Source organism: Streptomyces poonensis, from assembly GCF_014650915.1.
GTDB lineage: Bacteria > Actinomycetota > Actinomycetes > Streptomycetales > Streptomycetaceae > Streptomyces > Streptomyces poonensis.
This window is the reverse complement of record NZ_BMVW01000025.1, coordinates 24,381-40,602: the sequence shown is the minus strand read 5'-3', so window position 1 is coordinate 40,602 and position 16,222 is coordinate 24,381. Positions and strand designations below refer to the sequence as shown.

At 71.6% G+C, this 16,222-nt stretch carries 13 protein-coding genes, 2 tRNA genes and 1 pseudogene; 9 read left to right on the top strand and 7 right to left on the bottom strand.

Annotated features, from left to right (window positions below; translation table 11 throughout):
• Nucleotides 1–35 precede the first annotated feature (35 nt).
• Entirely contained in the window at nt 36–575 is a 540-nt protein-coding gene (locus IE242_RS35220) for a DUF309 domain-containing protein (RefSeq protein ID WP_189866793.1), read from the bottom strand.
• A 116-nt stretch (nt 576–691) separates the two neighbouring features.
• Here IE242_RS35220 and IE242_RS35215 point away from each other — a divergent pair.
• Nucleotides 692–765: transfer RNA gene (locus tag IE242_RS35215), tRNA-Pro, on the top strand.
• Between the two features lie 247 nt (nt 766–1,012).
• Nucleotides 1,013–1,780, top strand: a complete 768-nt coding sequence (locus IE242_RS35210) for an NPP1 family protein (RefSeq protein ID WP_189866791.1) — start codon at nt 1,013–1,015, stop codon at nt 1,778–1,780.
• Nucleotides 1,781–1,818: 38 nt separating this feature from the next.
• Here IE242_RS35210 and IE242_RS38360 read toward each other — a convergent pair.
• Nucleotides 1,819–2,003, bottom strand: a pseudogene (locus tag IE242_RS38360) (TauD/TfdA family dioxygenase); the annotation flags it as partial.
• Between the two features lie 333 nt (nt 2,004–2,336).
• On the opposite strand from IE242_RS38360, the gene IE242_RS35205 reads away from it, so the two are divergent.
• Nucleotides 2,337–2,410 (top strand) — tRNA-Pro (locus IE242_RS35205).
• A gap of 53 nt (nt 2,411–2,463) precedes the next feature.
• Here IE242_RS35205 and IE242_RS35200 read toward each other — a convergent pair.
• The 4 genes from IE242_RS35200 to IE242_RS35185 all read right to left on the bottom strand — a co-directional run bounded on the left by IE242_RS35200 (nt 2,464) and on the right by IE242_RS35185 (nt 9,601).
• Nucleotides 2,464–4,674 (bottom strand): pectate lyase-like domain-containing protein, encoded by a 2,211-nt coding sequence (locus IE242_RS35200; RefSeq protein WP_189866789.1) that lies wholly within the window; start codon nt 4,672–4,674, stop codon nt 2,464–2,466.
• A gap of 252 nt (nt 4,675–4,926) precedes the next feature.
• Nucleotides 4,927–7,146 (bottom strand): NADP-dependent isocitrate dehydrogenase, encoded by a 2,220-nt coding sequence (locus tag IE242_RS35195; protein WP_189866787.1) that lies wholly within the window; start codon nt 7,144–7,146, stop codon nt 4,927–4,929.
• A gap of 200 nt (nt 7,147–7,346) precedes the next feature.
• Nucleotides 7,347–8,447: a mechanosensitive ion channel family protein gene (locus IE242_RS35190; protein ID WP_189866786.1), complete on the bottom strand. Its 1,101-nt coding sequence runs from the start codon at nt 8,445–8,447 to the stop codon at nt 7,347–7,349.
• 230 nt (nt 8,448–8,677) lie between these two features.
• Nucleotides 8,678–9,601: a lysylphosphatidylglycerol synthase transmembrane domain-containing protein gene (locus IE242_RS35185; protein WP_373299671.1), complete on the bottom strand. Its 924-nt coding sequence runs from the start codon at nt 9,599–9,601 to the stop codon at nt 8,678–8,680.
• Between the two features lie 237 nt (nt 9,602–9,838).
• Between IE242_RS35185 and IE242_RS35180 the strand changes: the two genes are divergently transcribed.
• The 5 genes from IE242_RS35180 to IE242_RS35160 all read left to right on the top strand — a co-directional run bounded on the left by IE242_RS35180 (nt 9,839) and on the right by IE242_RS35160 (nt 14,530).
• Nucleotides 9,839–11,704 (top strand): ABC transporter ATP-binding protein, encoded by a 1,866-nt coding sequence (locus IE242_RS35180; protein ID WP_189866867.1) that lies wholly within the window; start codon nt 9,839–9,841, stop codon nt 11,702–11,704.
• A gap of 80 nt (nt 11,705–11,784) precedes the next feature.
• Nucleotides 11,785–12,351 (top strand): gas vesicle protein, encoded by a 567-nt coding sequence (locus IE242_RS38775; protein ID WP_271208654.1) that lies wholly within the window; start codon nt 11,785–11,787, stop codon nt 12,349–12,351.
• Nucleotides 12,341–13,420, top strand: coding sequence for a gas vesicle protein (locus IE242_RS35170; protein ID WP_229859884.1), 1,080 nt, complete (start codon nt 12,341–12,343; stop codon nt 13,418–13,420). Before IE242_RS38775 ends, IE242_RS35170 begins: the two co-directional genes overlap by 11 nt.
• The gene (gene gvpK, locus IE242_RS35165; protein ID WP_229859882.1) at nt 13,350–13,613 is read left to right on the top strand and encodes a gas vesicle protein GvpK; all 264 of its coding nucleotides are present in this window, start codon (nt 13,350–13,352) and stop codon (nt 13,611–13,613) included. Before IE242_RS35170 ends, gvpK begins: the two co-directional genes overlap by 71 nt.
• Complete coding sequence (locus tag IE242_RS35160; RefSeq protein WP_189866782.1) at nt 13,610–14,530, top strand: GvpL/GvpF family gas vesicle protein; 921 nt, start codon at nt 13,610–13,612, stop codon at nt 14,528–14,530. The genes gvpK and IE242_RS35160 overlap by 4 nt, the downstream gene beginning before the upstream one ends.
• A gap of 4 nt (nt 14,531–14,534) precedes the next feature.
• Here IE242_RS35160 and IE242_RS35155 read toward each other — a convergent pair whose 3' ends face one another.
• Nucleotides 14,535–15,440 (bottom strand): helix-turn-helix transcriptional regulator, encoded by a 906-nt coding sequence (locus IE242_RS35155; RefSeq protein ID WP_189866780.1) that lies wholly within the window; start codon nt 15,438–15,440, stop codon nt 14,535–14,537.
• A 216-nt stretch (nt 15,441–15,656) separates the two neighbouring features.
• On the opposite strand from IE242_RS35155, the gene IE242_RS35150 reads away from it, so the two are divergent.
• Nucleotides 15,657–16,217: a quercetin 2,3-dioxygenase gene (locus tag IE242_RS35150; RefSeq protein WP_189866778.1), complete on the top strand. Its 561-nt coding sequence runs from the start codon at nt 15,657–15,659 to the stop codon at nt 16,215–16,217.
• The last annotated feature ends 5 nt before the right edge of the window (nt 16,218–16,222 follow it).

Sequence of the window (16,222 nt, the reverse complement as noted above, 5' to 3'; positions counted from 1 at the left end):
GTACGCCGCTGACAGCGCCCGCACCCGGGACCCGCTCACGCCTGTCCTCTCCCGCGCAGCCGTGGTGCCCACGCGCGCGCGTCCACCGCCGTCCCCGTACGCTCCACGACGCCGGCCAGCTCCCGCGCCCAGTTCCCCAGCTCCGCCACACCGATGCCGTACGGCTGTGCCTCACCGCTCCCGGCCGCCCACTCCTCCACGGCCCCGGCGCCGCGCCGCAGCAGCCGCGCCCCGCCCGTCGTGTTCCCGCGCGCGGCGTGCGTGAGGCCCACCGAGAGCTGGGCGAGCCCCCGCCACAGGCCGCGTTCCGCGTCCGGCCCCGACTTCCAGGCGTCCTCGAAGACCTCGTGCGCGTGGAACGGCTTGCCCGCGTCGAGCAGCGCCTGCGCCTCGGCCACGGTCTCCCGCGGATCGCGTACGACTCCCTCCGGCTGCCGTGCCACACCCGGCGCGCCGTACGGCAGGGGGCGGCCGAGCCCGTCCCGCGGCCGGGCGTTGCGCGCCCGCCCCTCCTCGTCCCGGTCACGTCCCTGCACCTGCCGGCCCCGCGATGTCCCGCTTCCGCTCCCGCTCATGCGCCGATTCTCTCGCGTCCTTCCGCCCACCCGTCCGAACCGGGGTTCGGGACAGCCTCCTACGTGGGGTAAAGTTCTTCTTGCGTGATCACGCGGGACACCGCGGTGAAACGCACCGGGACGTGGCGCAGCTTGGTAGCGCACTTGACTGGGGGTCAAGGGGTCGCAGGTTCAAATCCTGTCGTCCCGACAGTGCTGTCGGAGATCAGGGGCCGTTTTCGAACGGCCCCTGACGCATTTCCCGCCGGGCGGCGTTCGCCCCGATTCCGCGGAACTCCACGGCCGCCTCCCGCCGCTTCTGTTGGTTGATCATTCATCGGTGCGACACCCGTCGATGCTCGCCACGTCGTCGGCGTTCCCTGTACTGACCAGGGCATGTCAATCTGACCGCTCAGTCCCGCTTGTGGACCGCCCCCAGGGTCGATCAGGAGGACGCAGTGCAGAAGAGCTCGCGGATCCGCAGAGCATCCCTCATTCTCGGCAGCGCCGTCGCGTTGGTGGTCGCCTTCCCCGGCAGTGCCCTCGCGGCCCCGCCCACGGCGCTGCTGGCCAACGCGGAAACGCTGGAGCAGACCTTCCAGCCCGCCTACGACTACGACACGGACGGCTGCTACCCCACCCCCGCCATCGGCCCCGACGGCACCCTCAACGGCGGCCTCAACCCCACCGGCGCCCTCAACGGCCAGTGCCGCGACGCCTCGGACCTCGACAACACCAACGGCTACTCCCGCTACAAGTGCAACAACGGCTGGTGCGCCGTCGTCTACGGCCTGTACTTCGAGAAGGACCAGGCCGTGGCCGGCAGCAGCCTCGGCGGGCACCGGCACGACTGGGAGCACGTCGTGGTGTGGGTGCAGAACGGCCAGGCCCAGTACGTGTCCACCTCGGCCCACGGCGCCTTCGACGTCTACGCCAGGGACCGGATCCGCTGGGACGGCACCCACCCCAAGATCGTCTACCACAAGGACGGCGTGAGCACGCACTGCTTCCGCCCCGCGACCTCGGGCGACGAGCCCCCGGAGAACCACAAGGGCACCTGGCAGTACCCCGCGCTGGTCGGCTGGAACGGCTACCCCGCGGGCCTGCGCGACAAGCTGAGCCAGGCCAACTGGGGCAGCGCCAACTTCGGCCTGAAGGACGGCAGTTTCGCCTCCCACCTGTCGGCGGCCAAACCTTCGGGTATCGCGTTCGACCCCAACGCCTGACGAGGAGGAGCCCTCTTCCGTCCTTCTCGCGACCCTCTTCAGTCCGCCGCGGGACGGTGCAGGGGCTCTTTGGCGATCGGCTCCGAGGACGACCCGTCCACGCCCACCGGGACCTCCCCGGCCGTCATGACCCGGTGCATGATGCGCGGGAAGTCCAGGTGGGCGTTGTCGCTCGGAGCGAGGCGCTGGTGGCGCGGTTGTCCCGGAGGGCGACACGTCCGGGCAGAACAGCACCTTCCGGCGCAGCGGTGCCGCGCGGATGCCGGTGACGGTCTCGTCCGCCGGCGGAGCGGCCAGGTCCACGCCGTGGATCTCGGCGTCTGTGAACCCGGCGACCGGCCGGACGTCGAGCGGTGCGGACGGTGCCGAGTTCATCAGCTCCCCACGATGCTTCACCGGCGTACTCGCCCGGCGTGCCCCTCCGTCCTCGGCTCCGTGCCCCGATCTGCCCGTACCGCCGCGTGCGCATACCGGGGCCGGGGCCGGAGGTCGGTCCCGTCCGCCGCATGCGGTAGGCTTGACGTGCGCAATCGCGCGGGAGACCGCGTCAGCGCATCGGGACGTGGCGCAGCTTGGTAGCGCACTTGACTGGGGGTCAAGGGGTCGCAGGTTCAAATCCTGTCGTCCCGACAGTGAAGGGCCCCGCGGGTGAGAACCCGCGGGGCTCTTGTCGTGTCGTCGTGTCAGGGGTGGCTGACGAGGTTGGCCACGTTGGTGGAGCTGTTCGACGGGCCGCCGCGGTCGTTGACGACGTGGCGGATGGTGCCCGTGCCGCCGAGGGAGACGGTCACCATGTTCCGGAAGCGGACGTCGGGGCGGTTCGGGGTCTCGATGGCGTGCTCGGCGGTCACACCCGGGTTGACGTTGAAGTAGCAGTAGCTGCCGAAGCCGTACACCTGGTGGCTCATGACGGAGTCGGCGACCTTGTAGGCCGCGTAGCCCTGGGTGGAGCCGTTCATCCAGGCCGCCTGGTTCGGCGGGTCGTAGGGCATCTCGTTCTGGTAGAAGTACGTGCGGCCGCCGTTGCCGTTCCAGATGGTCTGGTGCTTCTGGTAGTGCTCGACGAACAGGCCGTACATCGTGGCGTCGTCGCCGTTCACGATCAGGCCGGTGTCGGCGGTGTTCGTGTTCCAGCCGACGCCGTCGCCGTGGTCGCCGCGCCAGATCCACAGGTGGTCGCCGATCACGTCGTCACTGTTGACGGTCAGGCTGGTGGTCGCCTTCCCGACGCCCGCGCCGCCCACGCGGAAGAACACGTCGTGCAGCGAGGTGGGGTTGGCGGAGTGGTCGGCGGCGGAGCCGTTCGGGCCGATCTCCATGAGCTGGGAGGAGTTGGCGGGGCCCGCGTCGACGAGGAAGCCGGCCAGCTTGACGCCGTCCACGTCGGCGACCGTCATCGCGGTGACGCCGTTGTCCGGGACGAAGGTCGCCAGGCCCAGGCCGAGCACCACCGTGTTCGCGCGGGTCACCCGCAGCGTCTGGTCCAGGTGGTACACGCCGGGGGTGACGAGGAGGTGCTTGCCCGCGGCCAGCGCGCTGTTCAGCTGGGCCGCCGTCGCGCCCGGCTTGACGACGAAGAAGTCCGACAGCGGCAGGGACGTGCCCGCCGGGGTGCCGGCGCTCCATGTCGTGCCGCTGGAGTCCCTGCGCACGGCGGGTACGAAGACCTTCCAGGCGCCTGCCGAGTCGACGTACAGGAACGGCTTCTCGCGGGAGACCGGGGTGCGGTCGACCGTCGTGTAGGGCGGGTTCGGGAAGCTGTTCGCGGGGGCGTTGCGGGCGCCGACGAAGACCATGTTCCAGTTGGAGCCCGTCCACGAGGACCACTCGGTGTTGCGCGACAGCCACTGCTGCTGGGAGCCGGAGCGCACCTGGCCGTCGATCTTCGTGTCGGCCAGCAGGCCGCCGCTGGACCAGCCGCCGTCGTCGAGCTGGAGGTTGCCCCGCAGATGCATCCGGCGGTACGGCGCCGCCTGCGACACCGCCCAGCGGTCCGTGCCCGAGGCCGGGGTCACCGAGAGGTTCTCGGCGCTGCGCCAGAAGTTCTGGGTGGCGTTGCCCTGGAACCAGTCGGCCTCCGCGTGCACCGCGCCCCGTATGTGCACGTCGTCGGGGGAGAGGCCGAGGCCCGCCACCTGCGTGTAGAAGCCGACGTTGGCGTCCGCGCTGTATGTGCCCGGCTTGAACAGGAAGGCCTTGCGGGCCGTGCCGAACTGGTTCGTCTCCTGCTGGGCGAAGGCCGCGTTCAGGCTGCTCTGGATGGTGGCGGCCGGGGTGGAGGGGTCGAAGACGGTGACGTTCGGGCCCAGGTCCGGGGTGCCCGGCGGCTGTTCGGGGGCCACCGCGCTCACGTAGAAGGACTGGGCCGCTGTGCCGTTGCACGTGTACTGCTGGAGCTGCGTGCCGTCCGCGGTGGACGCGCTCGGTACGTCGAGGCACTTGCCGCTGTGCCGGTTGACGAAGCGGTACGAGCCGTCCGCCTCCGCGACGGGCTGCCACTGCTGGTTGGCGCCGCCGCCGTACGTCCACAGCTGGACGGGCGCGGCGTCGGCCGCCGAGACGCCGGTGACGTCCCAGGACTTGGTGGCGTCGTTGCGGTTGTCGACGCGGACCCGGCCGTCGCCCGTGTCCTGGAGGCGCCAGTGCTGGGCCTGGGTGCCGTTGCACGCGTACTGCTGCACGGCCGTACCGTCCGCCGTGCCGGCGGCGCGCGCGTCCACGCACTTGCCGCTGCCCTTGTTGACGACGGTGGCCCAGCCCGTGGGCAGGGCCGCGGCGGACACCGGGGGTTCCGGAGCCGTGGCGGCGTGAGCGGGGGTGGGGAGGGTCGAACCGACCGCCGCGGCCAAGGCGAGGGCGAGGAGCCAGGGTGGCCGCGTGCTCGATCTGCGCATGGTTGTCTCCCGTGCGGGGTGGGGGGTGACGAGACTGCGTTCAAGTAGTTGAACGCCAAGCGCGTTATTGATGCGTTGGTGATCGGTGAACCTAAAGGTCTGAACCAAACACGTCAAGACTTGAAGCGAGGGACGGTGCGCGGTGGGGGACGGGCACGAGGAGGCGAACGAAAAACAGGCCGCCCCGGCCGGAGTGCGTTCCGGCCGGGGCGGCTGAGGTGCGGGGCGGCCCCGCGGGTGGCTGACGGAATGTCAGGCGAGCGTCGCCAGCGTCTCGTTCCAGGTGGCCGACGGGCGCATGACCGCGGCGGCCTTGGCCGGGTCGGGCTGGTAGTAGCCGCCGATGTCGGCCGGGTTGCCCTGGGCCGCGATCAGCTCGTCGACGATCTTCTGCTCGTTCGCCGCGAGGGTCTCGGCGAGCGGGGCGAAGGCCTTGGCCAGGTCGGCGTCGTCGGTCTGCCGGGCCAGCTCCTGGGCCCAGTACAGGGACAGGTAGAAGTGGCTGCCGCGGTTGTCGATGCCGCCGACGCGACGGGTCGGGGACTTGTCCTCGTTGAGGAAGGTCGCCGTGGCGCGGTCGAGGGTGTCGGCGAGGACCTGGGCGCGGGCGTTGCCGGTGGTCTTCGCGTACTGCTCGAGGGACGGGACCAGGGCGAAGAACTCACCCAGGGAGTCCCAGCGCAGGTAGTTCTCCTTGACCAGCTGCTGGACGTGCTTCGGCGCGGAGCCGCCGGCGCCCGTCTCGAACAGACCGCCGCCCGCCATCAGCGGGACGACCGACAGCATCTTGGCGCTGGTGCCCAGCTCCAGGATCGGGAACAGGTCGGTCAGGTAGTCACGCAGGACGTTGCCGGTGACGGAGATGGTGTTCTCGCCGCGGCGGATGCGCTCCACCGACAGCTTGGTGGCCTCGACCGGGTTCAGGATGCGGATGTCCAGGCCCTCGGTGTCGTGCTCCGGCAGGTACTGCTTCACCTTGGCGATGAGGTTGGCGTCGTGGGCGCGGTCCTCGTCCAGCCAGAACACGGCCGGGTCGCCGGTGGCGCGGGCGCGGGTGACGGCGAGCTTCACCCAGTCCTTGATCGGGGCGTCCTTGGTCTGGCAGGCGCGGAAGATGTCGCCGACGGCGACCGGCTGCTCGATCAGGACGTTGCCGGCCTGGTCGACCAGACGGACCGTGCCCGTGGCCGGGACCTCGAAGGTCTTGTCGTGGCTGCCGTACTCCTCGGCCTTCTGCGCCATCAGGCCGACGTTCGGGACGGTGCCCATGGCCGACGGGTCGAAGGCGCCGTTGGCGCGGCAGTCGTCGATCACGGCCTGGTAGACGCCCGCGTAGCTGCTGTCCGGGATGACGGCGAGCGCGTCGTGCTCCTGGCCGTCCGGGCCCCACATGTGGCCGGAGGTGCGGATCATGGCCGGCATCGAGGCGTCGATGATCACGTCGGAGGGGACGTGCAGGTTGGTGATGCCCTTGTCCGAGTCGACCATGGCCAGCTCCGGGCCCTCGGCGAGCTCGGCGTCGAAGGAGGCCTTGATGTCGGCGCCCTCGGGCAGGGCCTCCAGGCCCTTGTAGATGCCGCCCAGGCCGTCGTTCGGGGTCAGGCCGGCGGCGGCGAGGGTCTCGCCGTACTTCGCGAAGGTCTTCGGGAAGAAGGCGCGCACCACGTGACCGAAGACGATCGGGTCGGAGACCTTCATCATCGTGGCCTTCAGGTGCACCGAGTAGAGGATGCCCTCCTCCTTGGCGCGGGCGACCTGCGCGGTCAGGAACTCGCGCAGCGCGGACACCCGCATCACGGAGGCGTCGACGACCTCACCGGCGAGCACGGGGACCGAGTCGCGCAGCACGGTGGTGGCGCCGTCCTCGGCGACCAGCTCGATCTTCAGGGCGCCGTCCTCGGAGATGACGACGGACTTCTCGGTGGAGCGGAAGTCGTCCGCGCCCATGGTCGTCACGTTGGTCTTGGACTCGGAGGTCCAGGCGCCCATGCGGTGCGGGTGGGTCTTGGCGTAGTTCTTCACCGACGCGGGGGCGCGGCGGTCGGAGTTGCCCTCGCGCAGCACCGGGTTCACGGCGGAGCCCTTGACCTTGTCGTAGCGGGCGCGGATCTCGCGCTCCTCGTCGGTCTTCGGGTCGTCCGGGTAGGCCGGCAGCGCGTAGCCCTGGCCCTGCAGCTCGGCGATCGCGGCCTTGAGCTGGGGGATGGACGCCGAGATGTTCGGCAGCTTGATGATGTTCGCGGCGGGCGTCTTCGCGAGCTCGCCGAGCTCCGCGAGGGCGTCCGGGATGCGCTGGTCCTCGGTCAGGTACTCCGGGAACACGGCGATGATCCGCCCGGCCAGCGAGATGTCACGGGTGTCGACGTTCACACCGGCCTGCGCGGCGTACGCCTGGATCACCGGCAGGAACGAGTAGGTCGCCAGTGCGGGCGCCTCGTCCGTGTGGGTGTAGATGATGGTCGAGTCAGTCACCGGGTGCTCCGCTCCACGTCTGCAACATTGCTCGACATCAAGATATCTCGTGATGGACCGGGTCTCGACAGGGGCCCGGCCGGGAATCGGCGCGGGCCGTGAATCGGTGCGGGTGGTGGAGCGGTGCGGCAGCGCGTCGGGTGCGGGCCGTGGCGGCGGTCACGGCCCGCACACCGTCACCGCCGCGGGCCGGCCGCCGCTCAGAGCACCTGCGGTGCTCCGTCCGTCTTCTCCGTCTGCCGCTGGTGCGGGATCGCCGGCGCCGGGGTGTCCGTGCCCTGGTGCAGGGTGACCGTCCGGGTGGGCGCCGGGATGCTGATGCCCTCGTCCCGGTAGCGGCGGTGCAGGCGTTTGATGAACTCGTGCTTGATCCGGTACTGGTCGCCGAACTCGCCGACGCCGAGGATCACTGTCATGCCGATGCGCGAGTCGCCGAAGGTGTGGAAGCGGACGGCGGGCTCGTGCTCGGGCAGCGCTCCCTCGACCCCGGTCATCACCTCCGCCACGATCTCGCACGTGACCCGCTCCACGTGCTCCAGGTCGCTGTCGTAGCCGACGCCGACCTGCACCAGCAGGGTCATCTCCTGCTCGGGCCGGTTGTAGTTGGTCATGTTCGTGCCGGCGAGCTTCCCGTTGGGGATGATCACCAGATTGTTGGAGAGGGAGCGGATCGTGGTCTGCCGCCAGTTGATGTCCTCGACATAGCCCTCCTCGCCGCTGGTCAGCTGGATGTAGTCGCCGACCTGGACCGTCTTCGAGGCGAGGATGTGGATGCCCGCGAACAGGTTCGCGAGGGTGTCCTGGAGGGCCAGGGCGACCGCGAGACCGCCGACGCCCAGGGCGGTGACCAGCGGGGCGATCGGGATGCCCAGGGTCTGCAGCATCACCAGGCAGCCGAGCGCGACGACCATGACCCGGGTGATGTTGACGAAGATCGTGACCGAGCCCGCGACCCCGGCGCGGGACTGCGTGAACGTCCGTACGAGACCGCCGACCACGCGGGCCGCGGCGATCGTCGTCACGAGGATCAGCAGGACGGTCAGGAACTGGTTGACGTTGTGCCCGATCGTGCGCGTCAGCGGCAGGACCGCCGTCGCGGCCGCCGCCCCGCCGGTGATCGCGCACCACGGCACCACCGTGCGCAGCGCGTCGACGATCACGTCGTCGCCGTTCCACCGCGTCCGCGACGCGTGCCGGCCCAGCCAGCGGAGCAGCATGCGCAGCAGGAACGCCGCCAGGAGGCCCGCCGCCAGGGCGACCGAGGCCATGACGAGGTCGTCGAGGGTGAGGTCCCGCGTCATCGGGCGCCTCCCGAAGGACGCGGGGAACGGGCCTCGGCCGCGGGCCGGATGTGAAGTGTCGTCACCTTGCCACCTGATCGGATGCCGGTCTGCATGACTTCACCCGACGTCGGACCGGACGTGTGTACGACATCGGGTGTGACCGTCATCCTGCCGCATACGTACGGCCGTTCGGCGCCGGACCTGCGGTCCCGTCCACCTCACCGGCGTCCTCACGCCTCACCGACGGCTCAGATCACCTTCAGCCGCACCAGCGCCCCGAGTGTCAGTGCCCCCGGCAGCAGCGGCAGCCACATCGTGATGATCCGGTACGCCAGCACCACCGCCGTCGCCACCGCCGCCGGGCCGCCGGCCGCCACCAGCGCGACGACCAGCGCCGCGTCCACCGAGCCGAGGCCGCCCGGGGTGGGCACCAGCGCGACCGCGGCCGTGGCGGCGAGATACGCGACGACCATGTGCGGCACGGACACGCCGAGGTCCAGCGCCAGCCCCACGGCGACCAGTCCGCCCGCCTGGAGCAGGGGGAAGGCGAAGGAGCCGCCCCAGAGGGCGAGCGCCCTGGCCGGCCGGGCGTGCACCGAGCGCGCCTCGCCCAGCGCGGTGCGCAGGAAGGACCGTACGGCCGCCCGCACCCGCCGTACCGCCAGGAGAACCGCCGCCACGACGCACAGCACCGCGCCCGCCGCGAGCAGCAGGAGGCCGACGGCCGCATCCGGCACGAGGGCGCCGAGCCGGAGCGCGTCCGGGAACGCGGCCAGCAGCACCAGCAGCAGGGCCACCCGGGCCACCGACTCCGCCAGCAGATAGAGCGCGAGCGCGGAGGACGCGGGCCCCAGGGGTACCCCGCACACCGTCATGAAGCGCAGGTTCACGGCGGTCGCGCCCAGACCGGTGGGCAGCAGATGGTTGGCCGCGCCCGCCGCGAACTGCGTGGCGAGCAGCCGCCGCGCGGGCAGCCGCTCGACGAGCGCGCCCTGCCGGACGCACGCCGCCGCGACCCAGGTCAGACAGGTCGTACCGACGGCGGCCGCCAGCCACGGCCACTCGGCCGTGCCCAGATGCCGGAAGCCCTCGGCGAGCACGGCCCGGTGGCGTACGGCCACCACGGCGACCAGCACGAGCGGCAGCAGACAGAGGATCTGCCGGACAGGGATGCGCCGGACAGGGATGCGCCGGATGGCGATGCGCCGGACGGGGATGCGTGGAAGGTTCCTGGTGCGCTCGATGAGTCGTACGGTCGTCACGTCCACAGAGGTTGGACGCGGCGCCGCAACGGCAGGTTGCGGGCGCGGGGGCGGCAGTTGACGCGCCGGACAAGGAGAAGCCGCATCTGCGTGTGCGGCTTTCTTGACCTCAAGGATGCTTGAGGTCCTACTGTCCGGAACATGAGCATGGAAACCACCGCCTGGACCCAGCTGTACAGCGTCATGCACGCCCGGGAGCGCCGGCCGCTGGCCCGCGCGACGCTGCGCCGGATCGCCGTCTTCGCCCGCCCCCACCGCCGCCGTATCGCACAGTTCGTCCTGCTGAGCGTGGTGACCGCGCTCCTCGCCGTCGCGACGCCCGTCCTCGCGGGCCGGGTCGTCGACGCCATCGTCTCGGGCGACGACGGATCGCTCGTCGTACGCCTCGCCGTGCTGATCGCCCTGATCGCGCTCGCCGAGGCGGCCTTCGGGCTGCTCGGCCGCTGGCTGTCGGCGACGCTCGGCGAGGGACTCATCCTCGATCTGCGGACGGCTGTGTTCGATCATGTGCAGCGCATGCCGGTCGCGTTCTTCACGCGTACCCGTACGGGAGCGCTCGTCAGCCGTCTCAACAACGACGTCATCGGCGCCCAACGGGCCTTCAGCAACACGCTCTCCGGAGTGGTGGGCAACCTGGTCACCCTGGTGCTCACGGGCGCGGTGATGTTCACCCTGTCCTGGCAGATCACCCTGCTCGCGCTGGCCCTGCTGCCGGTGTTCGTGGTGCCCGCCCGCCGGATGGGCCGCCGGATGGCCGGGCTCCAGCGGGAGGCGGCGGACCTGAACGCGGCCATGGGCACCCGGATGACGGAGCGCTTCTCGGCGCCCGGCGCCACGCTGGTCAAGCTGTTCGGGCGGCCGGGGGACGAGTCGGCGGAGTTCGCGGCGCGGGCCCGGCGGGTGCGGGACATCGGCGTCCGTACCGCGATGGCGCAGTCGGCGTTCATCACGGCCCTCACGCTGGTCTCGGCTCTCGCGCTCGCCCTCGTCTACGGCCTCGGCGGCTGGTACGCCCTGCGCGGCGGCCTCGAACCCGGTGCCGTCGTCGCGCTCGCCCTGCTGCTGACCCGCCTCTACGCGCCGCTCACCGCGCTGGCCGGGGCGCGCGTGGAGGTCATGAGCGCGCTGGTCAGCTTCGAGCGCGTCTTCGAGGTGCTGGACCTGAAGCCGCTGATCGAGGAGAAGCCGGACGCCCGCGAGGTGCCCGAGGGACCGGTCTCCGTCGAGTTCGACGACGTCCGCTTCGGCTACCCCTCGGCCGACAAGGTCTCCCTCGCATCCCTGGAGGAGGTGGCCGCCCTCGACACCCGGGGCGGCGCCGAGGTGCTGCACGGCGTCTCCTTCCGCGCCGAACCGGGACAGACGATCGCGCTCGTCGGCTCCTCCGGCGCCGGCAAGTCGACCGTCGCGCAGCTGCTGCCCCGGCTGTACGACGTGGACGCGGGCGCCGTACGGATCGGCGGCGTCGACGTGCGCGACCTGAGCGCCGCGTCGCTGCGCGGGACGCTCGGCATGGTCACCCAGGACGGGCACCTCTTCCACGACACGGTCCGCGCCAACCTGCTGCTCGCCCGCCCCGACGCCACGGACGACGACCTGTGGGACGTACTCCGCCGCGCCCGCCTCGACGCGCTCGTCCGGTCCCTGCCCGACGGCCTCGACACCGTGGTCGGCGAACGCGGCTACCGGCTCTCCGGCGGCGAACGCCAGCGCATGACCATCGCCCGGCTGCTCCTCGCCCGGCAGCGCGTCGTCATCCTCGACGAGGCCACCGCCCACCTGGACAACACCTCGGAGGCCGCCGTCCAGGAGGCGCTCGCGGAGGCCCTGGAGGAACGTACGGCCGTGGTGATCGCCCACCGGCTGTCCACGGTCCGGGCGGCCGACCTGATCCTGGTGGTCGAGGCCGGCGGCATCGTGGAACGGGGCACGCACGAGGAACTGCTCGCGGCGGGCGGGCGGTACGCGGAGCTGTACCGGACGCAGTTCGGGAACGTCGCGGCCGCGGCCTAGCGACGGCCGCGGGAAGCCGCAGGTGCAAGCCGTGGGGGAGCCGCACGTGTAAGCGGTGGGGGAGCGGATAGGCGCGGGGAATGAGCAGTCACCTGGAGAGGGGCGCAGCGGCTGAGGGCGTCTTCGCGTCGCCCGCCGCCGGCCGGGGCGTGCCGCCGGCCGGCACGGGGAGCAGGTCTGTTCAGCCGCTGCAGCCCACGCGCACCGGTGAGGGCAGTCTCGCCCACGTGGTGGAGACGCTGCTGGACAAGGGCCTCGTCCTCAACGCCGACATCATGGTCTCCGTCGCCGGGGTGGAACTGCTGGGGATCCGCCTGCGCGCGGCGCTCGCCTCCTTCGAGACGGCCGCCCGGTACGGACTGGAGTTCCCGGCGGGCACGGACGTGGAGACCGCGGCCTGGCGGGAGGCGCGCGAGGAGAAGGAGACGTGCCCCGACTGCGGCAAGCGCGTGCCCGTCGAGCAGTTGCTGCGCCAGTGGTGCCCGTGGTGCGGCTGGCGCAGCGCGCAGGCCCGGATGGAGCAGGAGTCCCGCGCCGGGTCCCGCGCCGGTCTGCCCGCTGTCACCGGCTCCGACGACGGCGGGGGCGACGACAGCGACGAGGCGTCCGTGGAGGAAGACGGCGAGGCGTCCCGGCATGACGGCTGACGCGGCTCACCAGGCGCCGCTGCGGCCGACGAGGGACCCCCGGGTCACCCTGGACGACCTGGTGGAGGTCCTGCTGAACAAGGGCGCGGTCCTGCACCTCGACCTCATCGTCGCTGTGGCCGACATCCCGCTGATCGGCGTCAACGTCCGGGCGGCCCTCGCCGGCATGGAGACGATGCTGGAGTACGGCATGATGCGCCACTGGGACGAGGCGACCCGCGCCTGGGCCGAACGGTCGGCCCGCCGCCGCGGTATCGACCTGCGGGAGGGCGAGAGCGCCGTCTGCCGTATGAGCGGCGGCCACCTGCTGACCGGAGGCGTCTACACCGGCTGGCGGCCCGGCACCGTCTACCTGACCGACCAGCGCCTGGCGGTCCTGCGCGACGAGCCCCGGGAGATCCTGTGGCAGGCCGAGCTCGGCGCCGTCCGGGCCGTCCGCCTGGAGCCGGAGCGGACGGCCGGCGGCGAGGAGCGGCTGCGTCTGCGGGTGGCGCTGGCCGACGGGACGGAGGAACTGCTGTCGGCGCAGGAGCCCGAGAAGCTGCGCGAACGGCTCGCCGACGCGTGTGCCGGCCGGCTCGACACGGCCTTCCCGTTCACACCGGCCGTCGAGGAGGAGCGGCTCTTCGAGGGGCATCTGTGGTTCCACGAGCCGCGCCGCGGCGGCCCGTCGTGGCGCGGCGGACAGGGCCGGCTCACCCGCGGCGGCCTGGTGTGGAGGTCACCCATGGACTCCCGGCCCGCTCTGGTCGTCCGTACGTCCGACGTCGTCGCGGTACGGCGGTCGGCCGGGACCGGTCCGGCGGGGGACGGCAGCGTCTTCGCTCTCCGCACCGCGGACGGGGCCGAGGTGAAGCTGGCCGCCGACGACCCCGTGGCCTGGATGAGGAAGCTGGACGCGAGGACATACGGGACAGGCAGGCAGAACGGACAGGAGGTGCGGAACCATGCCGTTGACCGTCGACGAGAAGAGCCTCAAGCACGGCGTGCTGTCGCTCGTGCTCACCCTGACCGAGGTCATCCAGGAGGCCCTGGAACGCCAGGCCCTGCGCCGCATCGAGGGCGGTGACCTCACCCTGGAGGAGAGCGAACGCCTCGCGGACGCCCTACTGGAACTGGACGAGGCACTGGAACAGATCAAGGAGGACCACGGCATCACCTCCTCCGTCGCCGATCTGCACCGGGGGCTGGACGAGGTGGTCGACGACGTCGTGGACAAACTGATCAACCCGCGCCGCTGGGCGGAGGAGGCCGGAGCATGAGCGAGCAGGGCGCGCTGTACGTGTACGCGCTGCTTCCCGACCGGAACGGGGCCGCCGACGGTGTCACCGGCCTCGACGGCCTGCCCGTACGGCTGCTGCCCGTGCCCGGCACCGGCCTCGCGGCGCTGGTCCACGACGCACCGGCCAGCCCCTACCAGGGTGACGACGAGCAGGTGCGCCGGTGGGTGGGCCAGCAGAGCGAGGCCGTCACCGCCGTGTGGGAGCGCACCGGCAGCCTGCTGCCGACCACCTTCAACGTCCTGGTCGCAGGCGGCGGCCCGGGTGCCGACGGGGCCGGCGGTGAGCGGACGGCGGAGCAGCGCCTGACGGACTGGGTCACCGAGCAGGCGCCGAGGATCACCGAACAGCTCGACGCCCTCGACGGCCGGTGCGAACTGCGCGTGGAGGTCACCCTGGACCGGACGGCCATGCCCGCGGCGGGCATGGCGGACACGGCGGATGCGAACGCGGATGCGGACGCAGATGAGAATGTGCATGTTGTAGGTGCGGGTGCGGGTGCGGGTGCGGGTGCGGGAGTACGGGACGGCCGACTGGCCGGCCGGTCGGCGGGACTGCGCCGGCTGCTCGCCAAGCAGCAGGAGCAGCACAGCCGGCAGACCGCCGAACGGCTCGCCGACTCCCTGCACGCCGGCCTCCGCCGCCGGCTGCTGTCCGTCGCCGAGGACCTGCGCGACCGCGGCCGGACCCACCGCGCTCCGCAGGAGACCGACGTGCTGTCCGCCGCGCTGCTCGTCCACGGAGACGACGTCGACGCCGTGGGCACCGTACTGAGCGAGCTCCGGGCACAGCAGCCCGCCGTCCGCATCCGCTTCCTGGGCCCCTGGCCGCCGTACTCCTTCGCCGAGATACCCGGGGGGCAGGGCGTCGGCTCTTCGGCGGACCGGCACGGTCCCTGAAGCCTCAGGGCTTCGTCAGGGACCGGAACTCGGTCGGTGTCATGCCGGTGTGCTGCCGGAAGAAGGCACTGAAGACGGTCGGGTAGGCGAACCCGATGCGTTCGCTGATGGTGGCCGGTGGCAGCGCGGTGTGGATGAGCAGGCGTTTCGCCTCCAGCAGCACCCGGTCGTCGATGTACCGCTTGGCACCGCAGCCGAGGGCCGCCCGGGTGGCGCGGGTGAGCGTACGGGGACTGTAGCCGAGCCGGGCGGCGTAGTCCTCGACGCGGTGGGTCCTGCCGAAGTCCTCCTCGACGGCCCGGCGGAACAGGTGGAACGGCTCGCTGGTGCCGGACTGCGTCTGCCGTCGCGGGTCGGCGAGGTGGACGAGCCGGATGAGGATCACCGAGAGCAGGTTGCGCAGCGTCTCGATGTACGCCTCCAACGCCAGGTCGGAGAGGCCGGCGTGCTCCTCGACCAGGGTGTCCAGGAGGCGGTCCAGTGCCGACCGGCGTGCCGGGTCCGGCGTGACGAGGCGGTCCGGGACGTGTTCGCCGTCCCGGATCAGGGCGTCGGTCGCGGAGCTGGGGAAGCCCGACGGAAAGACCAGCGCGGTGGCGTCGCCGTCCCCGTGCCCGCCCGGGAACTGCAGCACCTGACCGGGCCACACCCACAGCCAGTCGCCCGGGCCGAGCACGTACGAGGTGAAGTCCACCGAGCACTCCAGCCGCCCGCTCCGCAGCGCGATGATCAAGTGGAAGGCCGGGCGGGCGGGCGCGGTGAGGGGCAGTTCCCGCTCGTCGGCACGGGCGGCGAGTCCGGGAAGGTCGAGGACCTCCAGGCCCGGTGGTCTTCCGGGCGTCGGGCGATAGGCCACGGCCGGGATGGCGGCCGCGCTGCGCCCGGCCGTGATCTGTCCGTTTTTCTTCATCGCGTGCCCGAGTGTACGCCGATCACCCTCGCTCGCCGGATCTAACTTGGGTGAAGGAAGTTCCGCCGCGGGACGAGCCGCCGAAGTCCCGGCCGGCTACCGCAGCACCCGTCCGGAAGACACGTGCTGCCGCAGGTCGCCGACGTGCGCGACCCCAGCCGGCCGCTCGTCCCCGGATCGGCGACGTGCTGTCCTTCGCCCTCAGGAAGGCCCATCATGACCATCGAGTTCGCCACCCAGTACCGCGACCGCTCGTTCATCCCGTCCGAGCCCGGCAAGCCGTACTTCATCGAGAAGGGCATGGGAGACCGTGCTCACCTCTTCAACGACATCTTCACCATCTATGCCGGCGGTGAGCAGACCGAGAACACCTTCAACTTCTTCACCTGCGAAGGCCCCAAGGGCGACATCATCCCCGCCCATTCCCACCCGGACACCTACGAGGTCTTCTACATCACCGACGGCGCGGTGCGCCTGTTCGTCGAGGACCTGGAGGGTGAGCAGCACGAGAAGCTGCTCACTGTGGGCGACTTCGGCTTCGTCCCGAAGAACTGCCCGCACGCCTACCGCATCGAGCGCCACCACAGCCGGATCGTCGGCGTGGCCGCCGGCCCGGGCGGCACCTTCGAGCGGTTCTTCGAGACCCTCGGTGAGCCCACCGGCGAACTCGGCCTGCCCCGGCGGACGGTCGTACCGGAGCCGCACAAGTTCGGCACCGTGCCGCAGCGCTACGACGTGAACTTCCTGCCCGACCACAAGTGGCGCACCGGAAGCTGAGCGAG